Origin of the sequence: Hydrogenophaga sp., assembly GCF_031426985.1 — a bacterium.
In the GTDB taxonomy this organism is placed as follows: Bacteria; Pseudomonadota; Gammaproteobacteria; order Burkholderiales; family Burkholderiaceae_C; genus Hydrogenophaga.
Genome location: NZ_JASJOY010000226.1, coordinates 15,580 through 34,309 on the forward strand (window position 1 = coordinate 15,580; position 18,730 = coordinate 34,309).

The 18,730-nt window shown below is 70.6% G+C and carries 21 protein-coding genes; 16 read left to right on the plus strand and 5 right to left on the minus strand.

What is annotated here, in order from left to right; translation table 11 throughout:
- Nucleotides 1-31 precede the first annotated feature (31 nt).
- Entirely contained in the window at nucleotides 32-1,531 is a 1,500-nt protein-coding gene (locus RMP09_RS22855; protein WP_310568275.1) for a deoxyribodipyrimidine photo-lyase, read from the minus strand.
- Between the two features lie 62 nt (nucleotides 1,532-1,593).
- Here RMP09_RS22855 and RMP09_RS22860 point away from each other — a divergent pair, with 62 nt between their 5' ends.
- From RMP09_RS22860 to RMP09_RS22885, 6 genes are read left to right on the plus strand one after another with little or no spacing between them, the layout of a single operon-like run.
- Entirely contained in the window at nucleotides 1,594-2,187 is a 594-nt protein-coding gene (locus tag RMP09_RS22860) for a YqgE/AlgH family protein (protein WP_310568276.1), read from the plus strand.
- The gene (gene ruvX, locus RMP09_RS22865) at nucleotides 2,184-2,591 is read left to right on the plus strand and encodes a Holliday junction resolvase RuvX (RefSeq protein ID WP_310568277.1); all 408 of its coding nucleotides are present in this window, start codon (nucleotides 2,184-2,186) and stop codon (nucleotides 2,589-2,591) included. The genes RMP09_RS22860 and ruvX overlap by 4 nt, the downstream gene beginning before the upstream one ends.
- The gene (pyrR, locus tag RMP09_RS22870) at nucleotides 2,588-3,103 is read left to right on the plus strand and encodes a bifunctional pyr operon transcriptional regulator/uracil phosphoribosyltransferase PyrR (protein WP_310568278.1); all 516 of its coding nucleotides are present in this window, start codon (nucleotides 2,588-2,590) and stop codon (nucleotides 3,101-3,103) included. The genes ruvX and pyrR overlap by 4 nt, the downstream gene beginning before the upstream one ends.
- A 4-nt stretch (nucleotides 3,104-3,107) precedes the next feature.
- Complete coding sequence (locus tag RMP09_RS22875; protein WP_310568279.1) at nucleotides 3,108-4,064, plus strand: aspartate carbamoyltransferase catalytic subunit; 957 nt, start codon at nucleotides 3,108-3,110, stop codon at nucleotides 4,062-4,064.
- 2 nt (nucleotides 4,065-4,066) lie between these two features.
- Nucleotides 4,067-5,404 (plus strand): dihydroorotase, encoded by a 1,338-nt coding sequence (locus tag RMP09_RS22880; RefSeq protein WP_310568280.1) that lies wholly within the window; start codon nucleotides 4,067-4,069, stop codon nucleotides 5,402-5,404.
- Nucleotides 5,401-6,153 carry a lysophospholipid acyltransferase family protein gene (locus RMP09_RS22885; RefSeq protein ID WP_310568281.1) on the plus strand — a complete coding sequence of 251 codons (753 nt, stop codon included), beginning with the start codon at nucleotides 5,401-5,403 and terminating at the stop codon, nucleotides 6,151-6,153. Before RMP09_RS22880 ends, RMP09_RS22885 begins: the two co-directional genes overlap by 4 nt.
- 6 nt (nucleotides 6,154-6,159) lie before the next feature.
- On the opposite strand, the gene RMP09_RS22890 is transcribed toward RMP09_RS22885, so the two are convergent.
- Complete coding sequence (locus RMP09_RS22890) at nucleotides 6,160-6,807, minus strand: glutathione S-transferase (RefSeq protein ID WP_310568282.1); 648 nt, start codon at nucleotides 6,805-6,807, stop codon at nucleotides 6,160-6,162.
- A 127-nt stretch (nucleotides 6,808-6,934) separates the two neighbouring features.
- On the opposite strand from RMP09_RS22890, the gene RMP09_RS22895 reads away from it, so the two are divergent.
- The 6 genes from RMP09_RS22895 to RMP09_RS22920 all read left to right on the plus strand — a co-directional run bounded on the left by RMP09_RS22895 (nucleotide 6,935) and on the right by RMP09_RS22920 (nucleotide 10,761).
- The gene (locus RMP09_RS22895; RefSeq protein WP_310568283.1) at nucleotides 6,935-7,333 is read left to right on the plus strand and encodes a DUF2946 domain-containing protein; all 399 of its coding nucleotides are present in this window, start codon (nucleotides 6,935-6,937) and stop codon (nucleotides 7,331-7,333) included.
- Nucleotides 7,334-7,396: 63 nt separating this feature from the next.
- Nucleotides 7,397-7,579, plus strand: coding sequence for a hypothetical protein (locus RMP09_RS22900; RefSeq protein WP_310568284.1), 183 nt, complete (start codon nucleotides 7,397-7,399; stop codon nucleotides 7,577-7,579).
- A 53-nt stretch (nucleotides 7,580-7,632) separates the two neighbouring features.
- Entirely contained in the window at nucleotides 7,633-8,109 is a 477-nt protein-coding gene (locus RMP09_RS22905) for a copper chaperone PCu(A)C (protein ID WP_310568285.1), read from the plus strand.
- A gap of 25 nt (nucleotides 8,110-8,134) precedes the next feature.
- Nucleotides 8,135-8,533 (plus strand): DUF2946 family protein, encoded by a 399-nt coding sequence (locus tag RMP09_RS22910; protein WP_310568286.1) that lies wholly within the window; start codon nucleotides 8,135-8,137, stop codon nucleotides 8,531-8,533.
- A gap of 102 nt (nucleotides 8,534-8,635) precedes the next feature.
- Nucleotides 8,636-9,253: a hypothetical protein gene (locus RMP09_RS22915; protein WP_310568287.1), complete on the plus strand. Its 618-nt coding sequence runs from the start codon at nucleotides 8,636-8,638 to the stop codon at nucleotides 9,251-9,253.
- On the plus strand, nucleotides 9,250-10,761 hold the full coding sequence (locus RMP09_RS22920; protein ID WP_310568288.1) for a PepSY domain-containing protein: 1,512 nt from the start codon (nucleotides 9,250-9,252) through the stop codon (nucleotides 10,759-10,761). Before RMP09_RS22915 ends, RMP09_RS22920 begins: the two co-directional genes overlap by 4 nt.
- A 34-nt stretch (nucleotides 10,762-10,795) precedes the next feature.
- On the opposite strand, the gene RMP09_RS22925 is transcribed toward RMP09_RS22920, so the two are convergent.
- On the minus strand, nucleotides 10,796-11,920 hold the full coding sequence (locus RMP09_RS22925) for an ABC transporter ATP-binding protein (protein WP_310568289.1): 1,125 nt from the start codon (nucleotides 11,918-11,920) through the stop codon (nucleotides 10,796-10,798).
- A gap of 115 nt (nucleotides 11,921-12,035) precedes the next feature.
- On the opposite strand from RMP09_RS22925, the gene RMP09_RS22930 reads away from it, so the two are divergent.
- Nucleotides 12,036-13,643, plus strand: a complete 1,608-nt coding sequence (locus tag RMP09_RS22930) for an iron ABC transporter permease (RefSeq protein ID WP_310568290.1) — start codon at nucleotides 12,036-12,038, stop codon at nucleotides 13,641-13,643.
- Between the two features lie 229 nt (nucleotides 13,644-13,872).
- Nucleotides 13,873-16,149 (plus strand): methyl-accepting chemotaxis protein, encoded by a 2,277-nt coding sequence (locus tag RMP09_RS22935; RefSeq protein WP_310568291.1) that lies wholly within the window; start codon nucleotides 13,873-13,875, stop codon nucleotides 16,147-16,149.
- 118 nt (nucleotides 16,150-16,267) lie between these two features.
- On the opposite strand, the gene RMP09_RS22940 is transcribed toward RMP09_RS22935, so the two are convergent.
- Nucleotides 16,268-16,786: a DsrE family protein gene (locus tag RMP09_RS22940; protein WP_310568292.1), complete on the minus strand. Its 519-nt coding sequence runs from the start codon at nucleotides 16,784-16,786 to the stop codon at nucleotides 16,268-16,270.
- A gap of 69 nt (nucleotides 16,787-16,855) precedes the next feature.
- The gene (locus tag RMP09_RS22945) at nucleotides 16,856-17,326 is read right to left on the minus strand and encodes a MarR family transcriptional regulator (protein WP_310568293.1); all 471 of its coding nucleotides are present in this window, start codon (nucleotides 17,324-17,326) and stop codon (nucleotides 16,856-16,858) included.
- Between the two features lie 67 nt (nucleotides 17,327-17,393).
- Between RMP09_RS22945 and RMP09_RS22950 the strand changes: the two genes are divergently transcribed.
- Both RMP09_RS22950 and RMP09_RS22955 read left to right on the plus strand, forming a co-directional pair.
- Complete coding sequence (locus tag RMP09_RS22950; RefSeq protein ID WP_310568294.1) at nucleotides 17,394-17,903, plus strand: DUF2798 domain-containing protein; 510 nt, start codon at nucleotides 17,394-17,396, stop codon at nucleotides 17,901-17,903.
- A complete protein-coding gene (locus RMP09_RS22955) occupies nucleotides 17,900-18,652 on the plus strand; it encodes a siderophore-interacting protein (RefSeq protein ID WP_310568295.1) in 753 nt (250 codons plus the stop codon). Before RMP09_RS22950 ends, RMP09_RS22955 begins: the two co-directional genes overlap by 4 nt.
- Nucleotides 18,653-18,730: the final 78 nt, after the last annotated feature.

Below are 18,730 nucleotides of genomic sequence, written 5' to 3' on the forward strand. Positions count from 1 at the left end.
GCAAAAACCCCGGCCAGCGCGCCGGGGTTTTTCATTTCGGCGTTGCGCCGGGCTTCTTCACCACCGCATAGCGCAGCAGGGTGCGCTCGCGCGCTTCGGCGTGGTCCACGATGGGCTTGGGGTAGGTCTTGCCCAGCTCGACGCCGGCCGCGGCCAGTTCCAGTTCGCGCGCCTGCCAGGGCGCGTGCAGGCAGTTCTCGGGCAGGTCGGCCAGCTGCGGCAGGTAGCGCTTGATGAACTTGCCCTGCGGGTCGAACTTCTCGCTCTGGCTCACCGGGTTGAAGATGCGGAAGTAGGGCTGTGCGTCGCAGCCGCTGGAGCTGGCCCACTGCCAGCCGCCGTTGTTGGCGGCCAGGTCGAAGTCGATCAGGTGGTCGGCAAAGTGTTGCTCGCCGCGCCGCCAGTGCAGGCCCAGGTCTTTCACCAGAAAGCTCGCCACCACCATGCGCAGGCGGTTGTGCATGTAGCCGGTCTGGTGGATCTGCGCCATCGCCGCGTCCACCAGCGGGTAGCCGGTGCGGCCTTCGCACCAGGCGGCGAACAGGGCCTCGGCGTGTTTGCCGTGCTCGAATTTGATGTGGTCGTACTCGGGCTTGAACGCCTTGTCCGCCACGTGCGGGAAGTTGGCCAGGATCTGGTGGTAGAAGTCGCGCCAGATGAGTTCGCTCAGCCAGGTGCTGGCGCCCTGGATGCCTTGCAGGTGCATCGGGTAGGCCACGCGCGCGAGCTGGCGGACCGAGACGGTGCCGAATCGCAGGTGCACGCTCAGGTAGCTCGGCCCCTTGACGGCCGGGAAGTCGCGCGCCTCGTGGTAGCGGTCGATGCGCTCCACGAAGTCTTCCAGCAGCTGGGTGGCGCCACGGCTGCCGGTGGGCAGCGGCAGCTGCGACAGGTTGGTGGGCGCAAAGCCGATGTCGGCCAGCGTGGGCACCGGCGCGGCCAGCTCGGCGGGCACCGGTGCCAGCGCGCCCGCGTGGCGCCGCACCGGGTAGGCCTGGAGCTGGAAGTCGTCCAGCTGCCGCAGCCAGGCGTTCTTGTAGGGCGTGAACACGCCGTAGGCCTGGCCCATCTGGGTCAGCACCTCGCGCCGCTCGAAGATCACATGGTCTTTGTGGCCGTGGAACATGGCGCCGGCGTGGGCCAGGTCGCCGCGCACCTGTGCATCGCGCGCGTGGGCATGGGGCTCGTCGTCGTGGTTGGCGAACACCGCCTGCACGTGCAGTTGACGGGCCAGGGCCGGGATGACCTGCTGCGCCTTGCCGTGGCGCACGATCAGGCCCACGCCCTGCGCGCCGTGTTCCTGGCCCAGCGCCCGGAGCTGCTCGTCCAGTTCCACGAGCGATGCGCGGATGAACTCCACCCGGCGGTCGGCCTGCAGGCCGCGGGCCAGCAGCGGGTCCAGGATGTCGGTGTCGAAGACGAACACGCACCAGACGCGCCGGCAGGCCTTGAGGGCGTGGTGCAGGGCGGCGTTGTCCTGCGCGCGCAGGTCGCGGCGGAACCACATCAGGCCGTGGTCGTAGGTGTTCATGCGCGGCGTGGAGAATGGTCGAAGGTGGGTCTGGGCTCGGGGCCGCGGCTTAAAATCGCTGGATGTCCGCTGATTCTGCCTCCATCAACCTGACCAATCATTTCCTGATTGCGATGCCCGGCCTCAGCGACGAGCTTTTCGGCCGCAGCGTGGTCTACATGTGCGAACACAGCGACCGCGGCGCGCTGGGGCTGGTGATCAACAAGCCCAGCGACATCTTGCTGCCCCGCCTGTTTGAAAAAGTGGACCTGCCCCTGGGCCGAGACGATCTGGCGCAGCAGCCGGTGTTCCAGGGCGGCCCGGTGCAGACCGAACGCGGCTTTGTGCTGCACGACGCCATCGATGGCGGCACCGAAGGCGAATCGGTCTACGCCTCGACCATGACCATCCCCGGTGGGCTGGAAATGACCACCTCCAAAGACGTGCTCGAAGCCATGGCCTCGGGCGCCGGCCCGCGCCGCGTCTTCGTCACCCTGGGCTACGCGTCCTGGGGCAAGGGCCAGCTGGAGTCGGAAATCACCGAAAACAGCTGGCTGACCGTCGAGGCCGATCCGGCGCTGATCTTCGACACACCGGTGGCCGAGCGCTACGAAAAGGCCATGGCGCTGCTGGGCCTGCAGCCGTGGATGCTGTCGCCGGACGCGGGCCACGCATGAAGACGATGGACGTGCCCGCCTCGCAGCAGACCTTTCTGGCCTTCGACTACGGACTCAAGCGCACCGGCGTGGCCAGTGGCAACCGGCTGACCGGCACCGCCACGCCGCGCGGCACCATCGCGGCCGAAGGCGAGGCACGCTTTCCCAAGATCGCCGAACGCATCAAGGAATGGGCGCCCGACGCGCTGGTGGTGGGCGTGCCCTACCACCCCGACGGGGCGCCGCACGAGAACACGCTGCGCGCGCAGAAGTTCGCCCGCCAGCTGCGCGGCCGCCACGGCCTGCCGGTCTATGAGGTGGACGAGCGCTACAGCACCACCGAAGCCCACAGCCTGGGCGCGCAGGATGCGGACGCTGCGGCGGCCGCCATCATCCTGGAACAGTTTTTGAGGAGTCTGGATTGAGCCAACTGTCATTGGATGCGGAGCAGCTGTACGCCCAGCTGCTGCGCGGGGTGCGCGGCCTGGTGGCCACGCTGGGTGAACCGGTGTGCCTGGCGGGCGTCACCTCGGGCGGCGCCTGGCTGGCCGAGCGCCTGCAGCGCGACCTGGGCCTGCCCGGGGCCGCGGGCGTGGTGTCGTCTTCGATGCACCGCGACGACTTCGGCCGCCGCGGCCTGGCCGTGACGGCGCAGACGCAATTGCCCTTCGACGTGACCGGTGCCCATGTGCTGCTGGTCGACGACGTGCTCTACACCGGCCGCACCCTGCGCGCCGTCATCAATGAACTGTTCGACTACGGCCGCCCGGCTTGCGTGAAGCTGGCCGTGCTGGTGGACCGCGGCGGGCGCGAGCTGCCGATCCAGGCCGACGTGTGCGCCGCCACCGTGTCCCTGCCCGAACAGCAGACGCTGGAGCTGGCGCGCGCCGACGATGGCCGCCTGAGCTTCGTGGTCGAGAACAAGAAGGAGGCCTGACCCCATGGCCCGCAACCCGCAACTCAACAAGAACGGCGAGCTGATCCACCTGCTCTCCACCGAGGGCCTGCCCAAGGCCATCCTCACGCAGATCCTGGACACCGCCTCCAGCTTCGTCAGCGTGAGCGACCGCGAGGTCAAGAAGGTGCCGCTGCTGCGCGGCAAGAGCGTGTTCAACCTGTTCTTCGAGAACAGCACGCGCACCCGCACCACCTTCGACATCGCGGCCACGCGCCTGTCGGCCGACGTCTACACGCTGGACATCGCGCGCAGCTCGACAGCCAAGGGCGAGTCGCTGCTCGACACCATCGCCAACCTCTCGGCCATGGCGGCCGACATCTTCGTGGTGCGCCACAGCGAATCCGGCGCGCCCTACCTGATCTCGCAGCACGTGGCCCCGCACGTGCACGTGGTCAACGCCGGTGACGGCCGCCACGCGCACCCCACGCAGGGCCTGCTGGACATGTACACCATCCGGCACTACAAGCAGGACTTCAGCAACCTGTCGGTGGCCATCGTCGGCGACGTGCTGCACTCGCGCGTGGCGCGTTCCGACATCCACGCCCTGACCACGCTGGGTTGCCCCGACGTGCGCGTGGTCGGCCCGCGCACCCTGGTGCCCAGCGACCTGTCGCACCTGGGCGTGCGCGTCTGCCACACGCTCGAAGAGGGCATCAAGGACTGCGACGTGGTCATCACCCTGCGCCTGCAGAACGAGCGCATGAGCGGCGCGCTGCTGCCGTCGAGCCAGGAATATTTCAAGAGCTTCGGCCTGACGACCGAGCGCCTGCGCTGGGCCAAGCCCGACGCCATCGTGATGCACCCGGGCCCGATCAACCGCGGCGTCGAGATCGAGTCCGCCGTGGTCGACGGACCGCAGAGCGTGATCCTGCCGCAGGTCACTTTCGGCATCGCGGTCCGCATGGCCGTACTCGGCATCGTGGCCGGCAACGAGGCATAACCATGAAGATCCTGATCCAGAACGGCCGTGTCATGGACCCGGCCAGCGGCCGCGACGAGCTGGCCGACATCGCCATCGCGGCGGGCCGCATCATCGCCATCGGCAAGGTCGCGCCCGACTTCCACTCCAACCGCACCATCGACGCCACCGGCTGCGTGGTCGCGCCCGGTCTGGTCGACCTGGCCGTCCGCCTGCGCGAACCCGGCCAGGAACACGCCGGCATGCTCGAGAGCGAAATGTCCGCCGCCGTGGCCGGCGGCGTGACCTCGCTGGTCTGCCCGCCCGACACCGAACCTGTGCTCGACGAGCCCGGCCTGGTGGACATGCTCAAGTTCCGCGCCGAGAAGCTGCACCAGTCGCGCGTGTTCCCGCTCGGCGCGCTCACGCGCGGCCTCAAGGGTGAGGTGCTGACCGAAATGGCCGAGCTCACCGAGTCCGGCTGCATCGGCTTCGGCCAGGCCGAGGTGCCCGTCGTCAACCACCAGGTGCTGCAGCGCGCGCTGCAGTACGCCGCCACCTTCGGCTACACCGTGTGGCTGCGCCCGCAGGACTTCTGGCTCGGCAAGGGCGTGGCCGCCAGCGGCCCGCTGGCCACCCGCATGGGCCTGGCCGGTGTGCCGGTGGTGGCAGAAACCATCGCGCTGCACACCGTCATTGACCTGCTGCGCGGCGTGCACGGCGCGGCCCGCAGCGAGAGTGACAAAGGCGTGCGCGTGCACCTGTGCCGCATCAGCAGCGCCGCCGGGCTGGAACTGGTGCGCCAGGCCAAGGCCGAGGGCCTGCCCATCAGCTGCGACGTGAGCGTGCACAACCTGCACCTGACCGATGTGGACATCGGCTACTACGACAGCCGCCTGCGCCTGCAGCCGCCGGTGCGCCAGCAGCGCGACCGCGAAGCCCTGCGCGCCGGCCTGGCCGACGGCAGCATCGACGCCCTGGTGTCGGACCACAACCCGGTGGACGCCGACGCCAAGGTGCTGCCCTTTGCCGAAGCCGAACCGGGCGCCACCGGTGTGGAACTGCTGCTGGGCCTGGCCACCAAGTGGGCGCAGCAGGACGGCCTGGGCCTGATGCAGGCGCTGGCCGTGCTCACCACCGGTCCGCAGCGCGTGCTGGGCCACAGCCTGGGCACGCTGCAGCACAGCGTGGGGCAGATCAGCGTGGGCGGCCAGGCCGACCTGTGCATCTTCGACCCCGCCGGCAGCTGGCGCGTGGAGCCCGCCGGCCTGCGCAGCCAGGGCAAGCACACCCCGTTTGAGGGCCACGAACTGCCGGTGCGCGTGCGCGCCACGCTGGTGGCGGGCCAGGTGGCCTACGAGGCCCGCCGGACCGCTGCGTGAGCAGCGCCCGCCGTTCGCACGTGGCCGCGGCCTGGCGCCTGCTGCGCGGTCTGGGCCACGTGCTGCGCGGGCTGTGGGTGATCCGCACCGAGTTCGGCCGCCTCACGCCCGACGCCTGCGCGCTGCTGGTGCGCGAGTGGTCGCGCCAGATGCTGGCCATCCTGGGGGTGCAGCTGGTGCTGCGAGGCTCTGCGCCCGAGCGCGGCCCGCTGCTGCTGGTGGCCAACCACATCTCGTGGCTGGACATCGTGGTCATGAACGCGGCCCACCCGGCGCGCTTCGTGTCCAAGGCCGACGTCAGGCACTGGCCGGTGCTGGGCGCGCTCATCACCGGCGCGGGCACGCTCTACATCGAACGCGAAAGCCGGCGCGACGCCATGCGGGTGGTGCACCAGATGGCGGACGCCCTCCAGGCCGGTGACACGGTGGCCGTGTTCCCCGAGGGCACCACCGGCGACGGGCGCGAGCTGCTGCCCTTCCACGCCAACCTCATCCAGGCCGCCATCTCGGCCCACGCGCCGGTCATGCCGGTGGCGCTGGATTTTGTCGATGGCACCAGCGGCCAGCGCAGCGACGCGCCCCTGTTCATCGGCGACACCACCCTGCTGCAGTCCATCTGGTCGACCCTGCGCGCGGTCGGCCTGCAGGCGGTGGTGCACCACGGCGCGGCGCAGGCCGCCGATGGCCGCGACCGCCGCGCCTGGGCGCAGGACCTGCGCAGCGCGATCACCGATCTGCGTCAGCGCTGATCCGGGTCACTTCGCCCGCATGCGCTGCAGCATCAGTTCGGTGTTGGTCTTGCGGTCGGCGTTCACCTGCTGCACCGTCGGCCGCTCGCCCAGGCGTTTGAGGTAGTCGCGCACCGGCAGGCCGGCCAGGACGTCTTCGCCGTAGATGATCTTGCTGGCGCTGCTGACCAGCGGCAGGTGCACCGCGGCGGCGACATCGGCCAGGGTGAAGTCGGCGCCGCCGATGAAGGGCGAGAACCTGGCCAGCTGCGCGAACGCCGCCACGTTCTTCCGCAGCTGCTGGCCGGTCTTTTCCTTGGCCGCGTCGCTGACCTTGCCGCCAAAGAACGCCTCGGGGTAGAGGTTGCGCGCCACCAGTTCCAGGTGCAGTTCGATGAAGCGCAGCAGCTCGCGCGCCTTGGCCGCGGCAAACGGGTCGGCCGGCAGCAGCGGGTGTTCGGGGTAGTGGGCTTCCAGGTATTCCAGGATCACCGTCGATTCACACATCGGACCCGCGTCGGTCTTGAGGTAAGGCACCTTGCCCAGCGGGCTGGCGGCGGTGTCGACCTCGCCGACCCAGGCCAGTTCTTCGTCGAAGGGCAGGCCTTTTTCGAGCAGGGCGAGCTTGACCTTGTTGTAGTAGTTGCTGGCCGCGAAGCCGCAGAGGGTGAGCATGGGGTGTGTCTCCGGTGTTTGTGGGGAAAGGCCATTCTCGGGTGCCGCTCGCCCGTGGCGCGTCGCCCCGGCAACAGCGCTGCTGGGAGGGGAGGGGCGCTTCGGGGCGCACTGATAGACTGGCGGGATGTTCCTGTCGCGCCTGCACCGCCGCATCACCACCTGGGTCGCCCTGCTGACCCTGGTGCTGGGCGCGCTGGCGCCCACCGTGGCGCAGGCCCTGGTGGCCGGCGGTGACGCGGCCGACTGGCAGCAGGTCTGCAGCGTCAGCGGCATGGTCTGGGTGCAGGCCGACACCGGCGCGGTGCGCGACCAGCAGCCCGACGGCGGCGGCGCCATGGGCGACGCCAGCCTGCACTGCCCCTGGTGCACCCTGCACGGTGGCGCCGCCGGCCTGCCGGTGGCCCAGGCGCTGCCCGAACTGCCGCCGCGCCTGACCGATCTCCCGCCCGCGTTCTACCGCGCGCCCCTGGCCGCCACCGTCTGGGCCACCGCCCAATCGCGCGCGCCGCCCCTGGCCGCCTGAAACCCCACGCCGTGGTGCGCCCTGTGACGGGCGCACCGTGTGTTCCCCGTTTCAGGAGGCCCCATGCCTCGTCGATCCACCATCCCCGCGCTGGCCCCCGCCAGCTCCCCCGACCTGCCGCGCCGCCAGACCCTGGCCTGGCTGTTCGACCGGCAGGGCCGCATCCGCACCGTGCTGCGGCACGAACAGACCGCCGACGACCACACCGCCGACGTGCGCGCGTTGCTGGCCGAACCGCCGGTCTGATGGTTTCCGTTCCCCCTTTCCCTTTCCCCCACGTTCCATCACAGGAGTTCTCCATGAAAAAACTGCTCATCGCTTCGCTGCTCACCCTCACCGCCACCGCCTGGGCGCAAACCACCGTCAAGGTCGAAGACGCCTGGGTGCGCGGCACCGTGGCCACGCAAAAGGCCACCGGCGCCTTCATGCGGCTGACCCCGTCGGCCAGCGCGCGCTTGGTGTCGGTCCAGTCGCCGGTGGCCGGCGTGGTTGAAATCCACGAAATGGCGATGGAGAACGACGTCATGAAGATGCGCCAGGTGCCCGGCCTGGACCTGGCCGCCGGCCGCACGCTGGAACTCAAGCCCGGCGGTTACCACGTGATGCTGCTGGACCTCAAGCAGCCGCTCAAGGGCGGCGACAGCGTGCCCCTGACCCTGGTGTTTGAAGACGCGGCCAAGAAGCGCTTCACGCAGGAGATCCAGGCCCCCGTCACCGCGCTGGGCGGTGGCAACGCCCCCATGCCCATGAAGCCGGGCGCGGAACACAAGCACTGATCGAACGGACCGACCGACCACGCCCATGTCCCCCCGTCTGATGCGTGTGCTGGCACGCGGCCTGCTGGCCGCGATGCTGCTGGCCGTGCTCGCGCCCGCGGTCTCGCGTGCGCTGGCCCGCACGCGCGTGGCGGGCGACTGGGTCGAGCTTTGCAGCGCGCAGGGCCTGCGGTGGGTGCAGCTGACGGCCGAGGGGCCGTCCGCTCGGCCGCTCAGCGCCGACGAGCAGCCGCACACGCTGGACGACTGCGGCCATTGCGCCTTGTCCGCCGAACGGTTTGCGCCGCTGTTGCCGACGCCGCCGCAGTGGCCGCTGGCCGCCGGCCCCTGGGCCGTGCCGTGTCACCAGGATTCCGCTTCCCACGCCCGGGGTGCGCCCAGCCCCGGCGCACGCGGGCCCCCCGCTGCTGAGCCGAGCGCCTGAGCCCCCGACGCTCAGGCGCCGAACCCCTCGTGCGGCCCCTGTGGCGGGCCGCTGGTTCGATGGCCGGAGCGCGCTCGCTCCGGCCGTTCTCAGGAGCGTTTCATGACCTCAGCTGTCTTGTCTCTGGCGCAGGCCTGCGCCAGCAACCAGTCCATTTTTCTCGCCGGTGAATCCGGTCCCGTGTGGCGCGTGGTCGCTGGCGTCGTGCGCCTGGACCACGACCACGGCCCGATCCGCCAGCCGGTGCAACTGGCCCTGCCGGGCGACCTGATCGGCACCGAGGCCCTGTGCGGGCAGCCCTACCAGCTCAGCGCCAGTGCGTTCACCGACTGCCGGCTGGAGCCGGTGCGCCCCGCTGCCGATACCCCGCCGGCACCCCTGCTGCAACAAGCCCTGTTGCAGCAACTGGGGCGCAGCCAGGACATGGCCCTGCTGCGCACCGGCAGCGTGTTGCAGCGCCTGACCCACCTGCTGGGGCTGATGGGGCTGGACCGTGCGGTGCGCGAAGCGGGGCGCCTGGGGCAGGCCGACGCGGTGCGCCAGGCCCTGCCCACCTTGCGCGAGGTGGCCCTGCTGGTGGACGCCAAGACCGAAACCGTCTGCCGGGTCCTGGCCCAGCTGCTGCCCCCGCGCAGCCGCAAGAGCGGGCCGACGCGCCCGGCCACCCCCGCGCTGGTCGCAACGGTCCGGGCGCCGCACGGCCTCGCACTGGGCCAGTGACCGACGCCGCTGGTTCACCAGCGATCTGCACCGACACCAGGGCCGACTCCAGTACCGACATCTCCGCCGACACCTCCACCGACACCGACATGCGCACACCGACCGCCACCCCGTCCCCCGAGCCGACCGCCATCCCGACTGCCGGGCTGGGGCGCTTCCACCTGCTGGCCTGGCGCTGGCACTTCTACGCCGGCTTGTACGTCGTGCCGTTCCTGGCCATGCTGGTCCTCACCGGCCTGGTCATGGTGTTCTTCACCGGCTTCCAGAACCGGCTGGGCATGAACATCCCGGTGCTGCCGCAGGCGCAGACCGCCACCGTGACCGCCCAGGCCCAGGCGGTGCTGGCCCGCCGGCCGGGCGCGCAGCTCAAGGACTACGTGGCGCCCAAGAGCGCCACGCTGCCGGCCTGGTTCTCGGTCCAGGTCGACGGTCGCGTCGAGGCCGTGGCGGTCAACCCGTACACGGCCGAGGTGATCCGCTCGGTGGACAAGGAGAACACCGTGTTCGCCTGGGCCGAGAAGATCCACGGCAGCTTGCTGATCGGCGACCTGGGCGACCGGCTGATCGAGATCGCCGCCGGCCTGGGCATGGTGCTCCTCGTTACCGGCGTCTACATGGCCTGGCCGCGCGGCCCGAACGGCTGGCGCCGGGTGCTGCTGCCCGATCTGCGCGCCCGTGGCCGCGCCGGGTGGGCGTCGCTGCACGTGGGCGTGGCGTTCTGGATGGGCCTGGTGCTGGGGTTCTTCCTGCTCACCGGCCTGGCCTGGACCGGCATCTGGGGCGGCCAGTTCGTGCAGCCCTGGGGCAGCTTCCCGGCCAGCAAGTGGGACGAGGTGCCCACATCCGACGTCACCCACGCCGCGCTGTCAACGCCCGGCCTCAAGGAAGTGCCCTGGGGCCTGGAGCTGACGCCGCTGCCCGCCTCGGGTTCGGCCGCCGGCCAGCCCGGCATCGCGGCCGGCCAGCCGGTCAACCTGGAAACGGTCAACGCCTACGCGCGCCGCATCGGCTTTGCCGGCCAGTACCGCGTGGCCGTGCCGCAGGACGCAACCGGTGTCTACACCATCAGCGCCGACAGCATGGGCGGCGACCTCACCGACCCGACCGGCGACCGTTACGTGCACATCGACCGCCACACCGGCCGGGTGCTGGCCCAGGTGTCGTTTGCCGACTACTCGCCCATGGCGAAATTCATGGCCGTCGGCATTGCCCTGCACCAGGGCGACCTGGGCCGGTGGAGCGCCTGGCTCAACGTGGTGTTCTGTTTGGCGGTGCTGTTCCTGTGCGTCAGCGGCATCACCATGTGGTGGCAGCGCCGGCCGGCCCGGGCCGGCCGCCTGGTGGCGCCGCGTGCGCCGGCCAACGCCGCGCGGTGGAAGACGGGGGCGCTGGTCATGCTGGCGGTGGGGCTGGCCTTCCCGCTCTCGGGGGCGGTGCTGGTGGCCGCTTGGCTGGTGGATGCGCTGATGCTGCCCCGCCTGCCCGCGCTCAGGCGCTGGCTGAACTGAGGCACCGGGGCCTGGCCGGGCGCCGGGCCGCCGCTCAGGGCGCCGGGGGGTGCCCGCTGCGCTGGATGGCCGGGGCCGGCGGCGAGCCTGCGGCGCCGCCGCGCTCGAAGGTGACCACGTGGTCCACCTGGGGGCGGATGCCGATCCACTCGCCCACCGCGTGGTCGTGGTGCGAGGGCACGTGGGTCATCACCACCTCGCCACTGGCCAGGCGCAGGGTGTAGAGGAATTCGGAACCGCGGAAGGCTTTGCGCACGATCTGCGCCTTCACCGGCGCGGCGTCGTCGTGCACGATGTCGTCGGCGCGCAGCAGCACGTCGCACAGGCCGGCTTCGTAGGCGCCGGGCAGCGGGCATTCGTCCACGTCGGTCAGCGCGCCCAGCGGGGTCTGCACCACCACCTCGCCGTCCTGCTGGCGGATCTGCGCCGGCGCGAACACGCCGTGGCCGATGAACTCGGCCACGAAACGCGTGGCCGGGCGGTGGTAGAGCGCGTAGGCGTCGTCCCACTGGTGCAGGTGGCCCTGGTGCATGACGCCGATCACGTCGCCGATGGCGAAGGCTTCGAGCTGGTCGTGCGTGACGAAGAGGGCGGTGGCGCCGGCCGCCTTGAGGATGGCGCGCACCTCGTGCGCCAGGCGTTCGCGCAGGTCCACGTCGAGGTTGGAGAACGGTTCGTCCAGCAGCAGCAGGCGCGGCGCCGGCGCCAGCGCGCGGGCCAGGGCCACGCGCTGCTGCTGCCCGCCCGAGAGTTCGTGCGGGTAGCGCGACTGCATCCCGTCCAGGCCCACCAGCTGCAGCACCTCGGCCACGCGCGCGGCGCGTTCGGCCTTGGGCCGCTGGTGGATGCCGAAGCCCACGTTGCGGCCCACGTCCAGGTGCGGGAACAGCGCGTAGTCCTGGAACACCATGCCGATGCGCCGCTGCTCGGCCGGCACATGGTGCTGGCCGTCGCTGACCAGTTCGCCCTGCAGCGCGATGCTGCCGCTGCTGGCCCGCTCCAGCCCGGCCACCGCGCGCAGCAACGTGGTCTTGCCGCAGCCCGAGGGGCCGATCAGCACGCCGATGTCGCCGGCGCGCAGGCCCAGCGAGACACCGTCCACCGCCGCCTGGGCCTGGCCGGGGTACTGCACGCTGAGCTGGGTGACGTTGAGGAACATGGCCTCGATTGTAGATAACTACAATTCTCATTTGTGTTGGCTGGCCGGTGCCCGATGGGCGCCATCGCTGCCGCCACCTCCGCTCCACGGCCCCCAAGCCTTTTGCACTTCCCCCATGCCCCGCTGGTTGCCCCCGTTCCTGCTGATCGCGCTCGCCCTGCTGCTGACCTTGCCGGTGCTGGCGCTGGCCGCGTCCTGGCTGCAGCTGGACGCGGTGGCACTGGACATCCTGCGCGAAATGGCGCGGACCGTGTTGCCCGAATACACCGCCACCACGCTGGTGCTGTGCCTGAGCGTGGGGCTGGGCGTGGCCGTGGTGGGCATGGCCACGGCCAGTGCCGTGACCCTGTTCCAGTTCCCTGGCCGGCGGCATTTTGAATGGGCGCTGCTGCTGCCGCTGGCCATGCCGGCCTATGTGGTGGCCTACGCCTACACCGACTTCCTGCAGTTCAGCGGTCCGCTGCAGGTCTGGCTGCGCGAGACTTTTGAACTGCGGGGCCGCGTCTTCCCCGAGGTGCGCAACACGCCCGGCGCGGTCTGGGTGTTCATCTTCTCGCTCTATCCCTACGTCTACCTGCTGGCGCGCACCGCGCTGGCCGAACGCGCCGCGCAGCTGATGGAGGCCGCCCGCCTGCTGGGCGCGCCGCTGAGCCGCCGCATCCGCGAGGTCGCCCTGCCGCTGGCGCGCCCGGCGGTGGCCGCGGGCGTGGCGCTGGCGCTGATGGAGACCCTGGCCGACTTTGGCGTGGCCAGCTACTTCGGCATCCAGACCTTCACCGCCGGTGTCTACAAGGCCTGGCTGGTGATGGACAACCGCCTGGCCGCTGCCCAGATGGCCACCGTGCTGCTGGCCACCGTGGGCCTGCTGCTGTGGCTGGAACACCGCGCCCAGCGCCGCATGCGCTTTGCCGCCTTGCGCGGCCAGCGCGGCGGCAGCGCCGAGGCGCAGCCGGTGCCCCTGCACGGCGCCCGCGCGCTGCTGGCGGTGCTGGTGTGCGTGCTGCCCATCGTGTTCGGCTTCGTGCTGCCGGTGCTGTTCATGCTGCGGCCGCTGATTGGCGGCTGGGACGAACTGCCCTGGGACATGTTCGTCCAGTGGTCGAAGAACAGCGTCTGGCTGGCCGGCCTGTCGGCCCTGCTGGCCACCACTCTGGCGCTGGCCCTGGCCTTTGCCCTGCGCACCCGGCCCGGGCCGCTGACGCGCGGGGTGGTGCAGCTGACCGGGCTGGGCTACGCCGTGCCGGGCGCGGTCATCGTGGTCGGCATCCTGCTGCCGGTGGGCTGGGTGCAGGCGGTGCGGCCCGAAACCAGCGTGGGCTACTGGATCACGGCCACGGTGCTGGGCATCGTCTGGGCCTACCTGGTGCGCTTCACCGCGGTGGCGCTGCAGTCGGTGCAGAGCGGTTATGCCCGCGTGCCCGCGAGCCTGGACGATTCGGCCCGCATGCTGGGCACCACCGGCCTGGGTCTGGCCTGGCGGGTGCACGCCCCCTTGCTCAAACGCTCCACCGCCGCGGCGGCGCTGCTGGTGTTCGTGGACGTGATGAAGGAACTGCCCGCCACCCTGGTGCTGCGCCCCTTCAACAGCGACACCCTGGCCGTGGTGGCCTACCAGCTGGCGCGCGACGAACGCCTGGGCGAGGCCGCGCTGCCCGCCCTCACGCTGGTGCTGGTCGGGCTGTGGCCGGTCATCCTGCTCAGTCGCACGCTGCGCCAGCGCTGAGGGGGCGGGATGGGCAGGGTGGGCGCCTGGCCCGCTGCGCGGTGTTGCGTGATCTGCTCATCCAAGAGTGTTCACCTGTTGCGAAATAGTGCCGGGAATTGACCACTATTCCACTCAATGGGTGCCGACTGCCTGCCGATACTGAGGTGACATATCAAGGGAGTCTCAGATGAAGCGCAACGGGTTGAGGATGGTCAATTGGGGGGTGTGGTCGCCCGCGGCGGGGGTGATGCGCAAGCTGCGCTTCCCCGGCAAGATGGCCCTGATCGCCGTGGCTTTCACGGTGCCGCTGGCCTGGTTGCTGCTGAACTTTCTGACCGGTGCGCTGGGGGATCTGCGCGCCGTGGAACAAGAGCGGCAGGGGGTGGCCTACAACCGGGCCGTGGTCCATTTGCTGGACGCGTCCGACCAGTGGCGCCAGGTGGCCCGGGCGCAGGCCTACGGTGACAGCGGGCAAGACCCGGCCGGCGCCCGCCAGGCCTTTGACGAACGCCTGGCGAAAGTCCGCGAGCTCAGCGCACCGCTGACCGACGAATGGGCGCTCGTGCCTTTGTGGACGCGTATCGACCAGGATCTCGCCGCGGTGCAGAACGTGTCGCCCGCCACGCCGGCCACGGTCTACGACACCATGACCCAGCTCTCGCGCAGCATCGGGGCCCTGATGCCCGTGGCGGTGGACCGTTCCGGTCTGGCGCTCGACCCGGAGCTGCCGTCCTACTACCTGATGAGCGCGGCGCTGATGCGCGGGCCGGAGATCATCCGCGCCACGGCCGAACTGCGTGGTCTGGCCGGTGGCGCTTTGCGGGCCGGCAGCATCGATCCGGCAGAGCTCTCGCGCATGAACGCGCTGCGCGCGGTCATCGCGCACGAACTGGGCAAGGCCCAAGAGGACCTGGCCAAGGTGCGCGCAGCCGAGCCCGAGGCGTCCAAAGGCCTGGTGGTGGAGGCTCCGGCGGCCACCCAGGCGTTCACCCGCTCGATCGACGCCCTGTTCCCGCCCGGCGTCACCACGGTGCAGGGCGACGCCCGGGCACTGATCGAACAGGCCAACCAGACGCTGGCGGTGCAGTACCGCCAGGTCCAGGCCAACCTGGGCGTGCTGGACGGCTTGCTCGCGCACCGGCACAGCCGGTTGCTGACCCGGCTGTGGGCCAACCTGGCGGTGGTCGGTGCCTGCCTGCTGCTGGTGCTGTTCTTCACCATGGGCTTCTACCGCGCCACGTTCGGGGGCTTCAAGGCGCTGCGTCGCCACCTCATGGCCATCAGCATGGGCGACCTGCGCGCCCCGATCCACAGCAAGGGCCACGACGAAGTCAGCGATCTGCTGCGCGAGGTGGGGTACATGCAGGCCTCGCTGCGCGAAACCGTGCAGCAGGTGCAGGGCGCCAGCGATGCGGTGGTGACCGCCAGCATGGAGATCGCCAACGGCACGCGCGACCTGTCCTCGCGCACCGAGGCCGCTGCCGCCGCGCTGGAAGAGTCGTCCGCGGCGCTGGAAGAAACCACCTCGTCGGTGGAACACACCGCCGAGTCGGCCCGGCAGGCGGCGCAGATCGCCATGGACAACGCGCGCGTGGCCGAACGCGGCGGCGCCGTGATGCAGGACGTGGTGCAGACCATGGAGCGCATCCAGACCTCGTCGCGCAAGATCAACGACATCATCGGCGTCATCGACGGCATCGCGTTCCAGACCAACATCCTGGCGCTGAACGCCGCGGTGGAGGCGGCGCGGGCCGGCGAGCAGGGTCGCGGCTTTGCCGTGGTGGCCAGCGAGGTGCGCGCGCTCGCCCAGCGCAGCGCCGAAGCGGCCAAGGAAATCCGTGGCCTCATCGTCTCCAGCGTCGGCGACGTGGACGGTGGCATGCAGGTCGTGCGCAACGCGGGCACCACGATGCACGAGATCGTCAGCCACGCCGACCAGGTGCGCCAGCTGCTGGACGCGGTGGCCAACGGCACGCGCGAGCAGAGCATGGGCATTGGCCAGATCGGTCAGGCGGTGCAGGATCTGGACCGCAACACGCAGGCCAACGCCACGCTGGTGGACCAGACCGCGGTGGCCGCCGCGTCGCAACGCACGGCCGCCGTGCGCATGGCCGCGCAGGTGGACGAGTTCCGCCTGCCCGGCTCGGGCACCGGCCCCAAGACCCTGGTGGAAGGGGTGGACGTGGACGCCTACATCGACGCCCACCGCCAGTGGAAGGTCAAGCTGCGCGACGCCATCGAGAACCGCGACAAGGTGGACGCGGCCACCCTGGTGCGTGACGACTGCTGCGCGTTGGGCAAGTGGATTTACGGCGATGGCCAGCGCCTGTCCGGCCGAGCGACCTTCTCCGACCTGATCGAGCGGCACAAACGCTTCCACCAGGTGGCCGGCGGCGTGGCCGAACAAATCAACCGACGCCAGTACCGCGAAGCGGAAGATGCCCTGGCACCCGGCACCCCGTTCGCGGCCGCCACCAGCGCCGTCGTGCTCACGCTGTCATCGGCCAAGCGACTGGGCTTCTGACGCGACCCGCGCAGCGGCGGAGCTTGGGGGGCGACCAACGGGCCAGCCGCCGGGCCGCCCCAAGGCAGGCCCAGCCCCCTCGGGGGGCAGCGACCCGCGCAGCGGCGGAGCGTGGGGGTCAACGGATCTCTTCGATGGACAGCTTCTTGTCCATGACCACCGGCGTGATCAGCCCGTAGCCCTGGTTCTGCCAGTGCACCAGCTCGGTCATGGCCGACGGGGTCACTTCCACAAACGGCTGCATGTCGGCCGGGGTGTAGCCGAAGTCCCTGAGCGCCAGCCCGCAGACCTTGAACTTCACGCCATGGTCGGCGTAGTAGCGCATGCGCTGGACCACGTCCTCGTACTTCGTCTCGTTCTTGCGCGCCACCGTCACCAGCTCGGTGCCGTGCAGCACCACGATCACGTTCATGTCGTCGTTGAAGAAGCTGTAGGGCGCCTCCAGCAGCGGGTTCACGAACGAACGCAGCCAGTACAGCGCCGCGCCCATCTTGGCCGGGTGGTCCAGGTAGATGTCGAACAGCGCCTTGGGGTGCTGGTACGGGGTCTGCACCACCGTGGCCTGTGCCAGCGCCGCCGCGGGGGCGGCGGCCAGGCCCAGGGTCAGCAGCAGGGCGGGCAGGGTCGTGGTGTGCATGGCGTTTCCTCGCGGGTCGTTGTTCCGGCACTGTAGGTGCTGGTGTCTGGCCGGTCCATCGGGTGGGTGTCAGCCGGCATCGTGTTCGGGCAGGCCCTGGTCCAGGCGCTCGCGCAGCGCGCCCAGCTGTGCGTTCAGGCCGCTCAGCTCGGCCGCGCTCAGGTGGCCGAACAGCAGCCGCGCGACATCGACCTCGGCCTGTTCAAAGCGCGCCACCGCGGCCACGCCGGCGGCGGTGGGCAGCAGGTGGTGGCTGCGCCGGTCCTCGGGGTTGTCCTGCCGGCTCAGCAGGCCCAGGTCCAGCAACTCCCGGATCAGCCGGGCCACCTGCCCCTTGTCGCGCCCGGTGCGCTGGGCCAGCCCCTGCTGCGTGATGCCGGGGTGCCGCTGGCACAGCTGCAGCATGCGCAGCAGCATGGGGGCCACGGCGGGCTCGGCCTCGGTGTGCAGCTGGTGGCGCAGGGCTTTCTTGACCCCGCCGAACAGCGTCATCAGGTTTTCCAGCGCAGCCAGCTGGCGGGAGGTGGGGCGTGTGTTCATGGCCTTTTGGTTGATATGGTCAACCAGTTCTGTTATTGTGTTGACATTGTCAACCAAATACCGATCCATGAACACCTCTGTTGCTCTGTCCCCCGCTTTGGCGGTCTCGGCCCCGGCCCCGGCCGCGCTGCCCGTTGCGCGCTCTCGCTGGCGCCGCCTGCTGCCCCTGGTCACCGTCATGCCGGCCATCGCGCTGGTGCTCAGCGGGCTGATCACCTGGCTCAACCTCGGCGCCGGCGCCGGTTTCTTCGGCCGCTGGATGCAGGCCTTTGCCACCGCGCTGCCGGTCATGCCGCTGGGCATGCTCACCCTCATGGGGCTGGACCGCGTGCTCGGCCCGCGCCTGGCCGCCTGGCCGCGCGTGCCCGCCACGGTGCTGCTGGCGGTGTGCACCGCAGTGGTCATGGAGCTGCTGCTGTCCTGCGTGGTCACGCTCAGCAACCACGGCCTGGGTGCCGCGTTCCCGGCCCAGTGGGCGGTGGCGTTCGTGCGCTCCCTGCCGGCGGGCTTTGCCATCGGGCTGCTGATGGGTTTTGTGATCAAGCCGCGCCTGGCGCGCTGGATGGCCGCCGCATGAACGCCGCCCCACCCATGGCCGGCGCCAGCCGCGTGCAGCGCGTGCGGCACGAACTCAAACGCCGCTCGCTGCAGGTCCTGCGCGTGCAGGCCCCCAGCCCGCGGGTGCGCCGCATCACCTTCAGCGGCGACGAACTGGCCGACTTCGTCAGCCTCTCCTTCGACGACCACGTCAAGCTCTTCGTGCCGGCCAGCGATGGGGCCGCGTCGGTGGCACGCGACTACACGCCGCGGCACTTCGACACCGCGGCGCGCGAGCTGAGCATCGACTTCGCCCTGCACGGCGATGGGCCCGCAGCCCGCTGGGCGCAGCAGGCGCAGCCCGGGCAGGCGGTCATGATCGGCGGACCGAGAGGCTCGTTCATCGTGCCGCCCGACCTGGACTGGCACCTGCTGGTGGGCGATGCCAGCGCGCTGCCGGCGGTGGCGCGGCGGCTGGAGGAACTGCCCGCACACGCCACGGTGTTCGCCATCGTGCAGATGCCGCACGGGGCCGACCGCCTGCCGCTGCTCAACGCCGCCGGGCGCCAGCCGCTGTGGGTGGACAACCTGGCCCAGTGCCTGGACGCGCTGCGCGGATTGCCGCCGTTGACCGGAGAGGGCTTTGCCTGGTGCGCCGGCGAAGCGACCGACATGGTGGCCGTGCGCCGCGTGTTGCTGGAAGAAAGGGGGCTGGACCGCCGGGCGGTGCGCGCGGCCGCGTACTGGAAGCGCGGCGCCGAAGCCCACCACGAACACCTGGAGGACTGAGCGCTGCCAGGGGTGGTACCACCAACAGGAATCGAACCTGTATCTAGCGCTTAGGAGGCGCTCGTTCTATCCATTGAA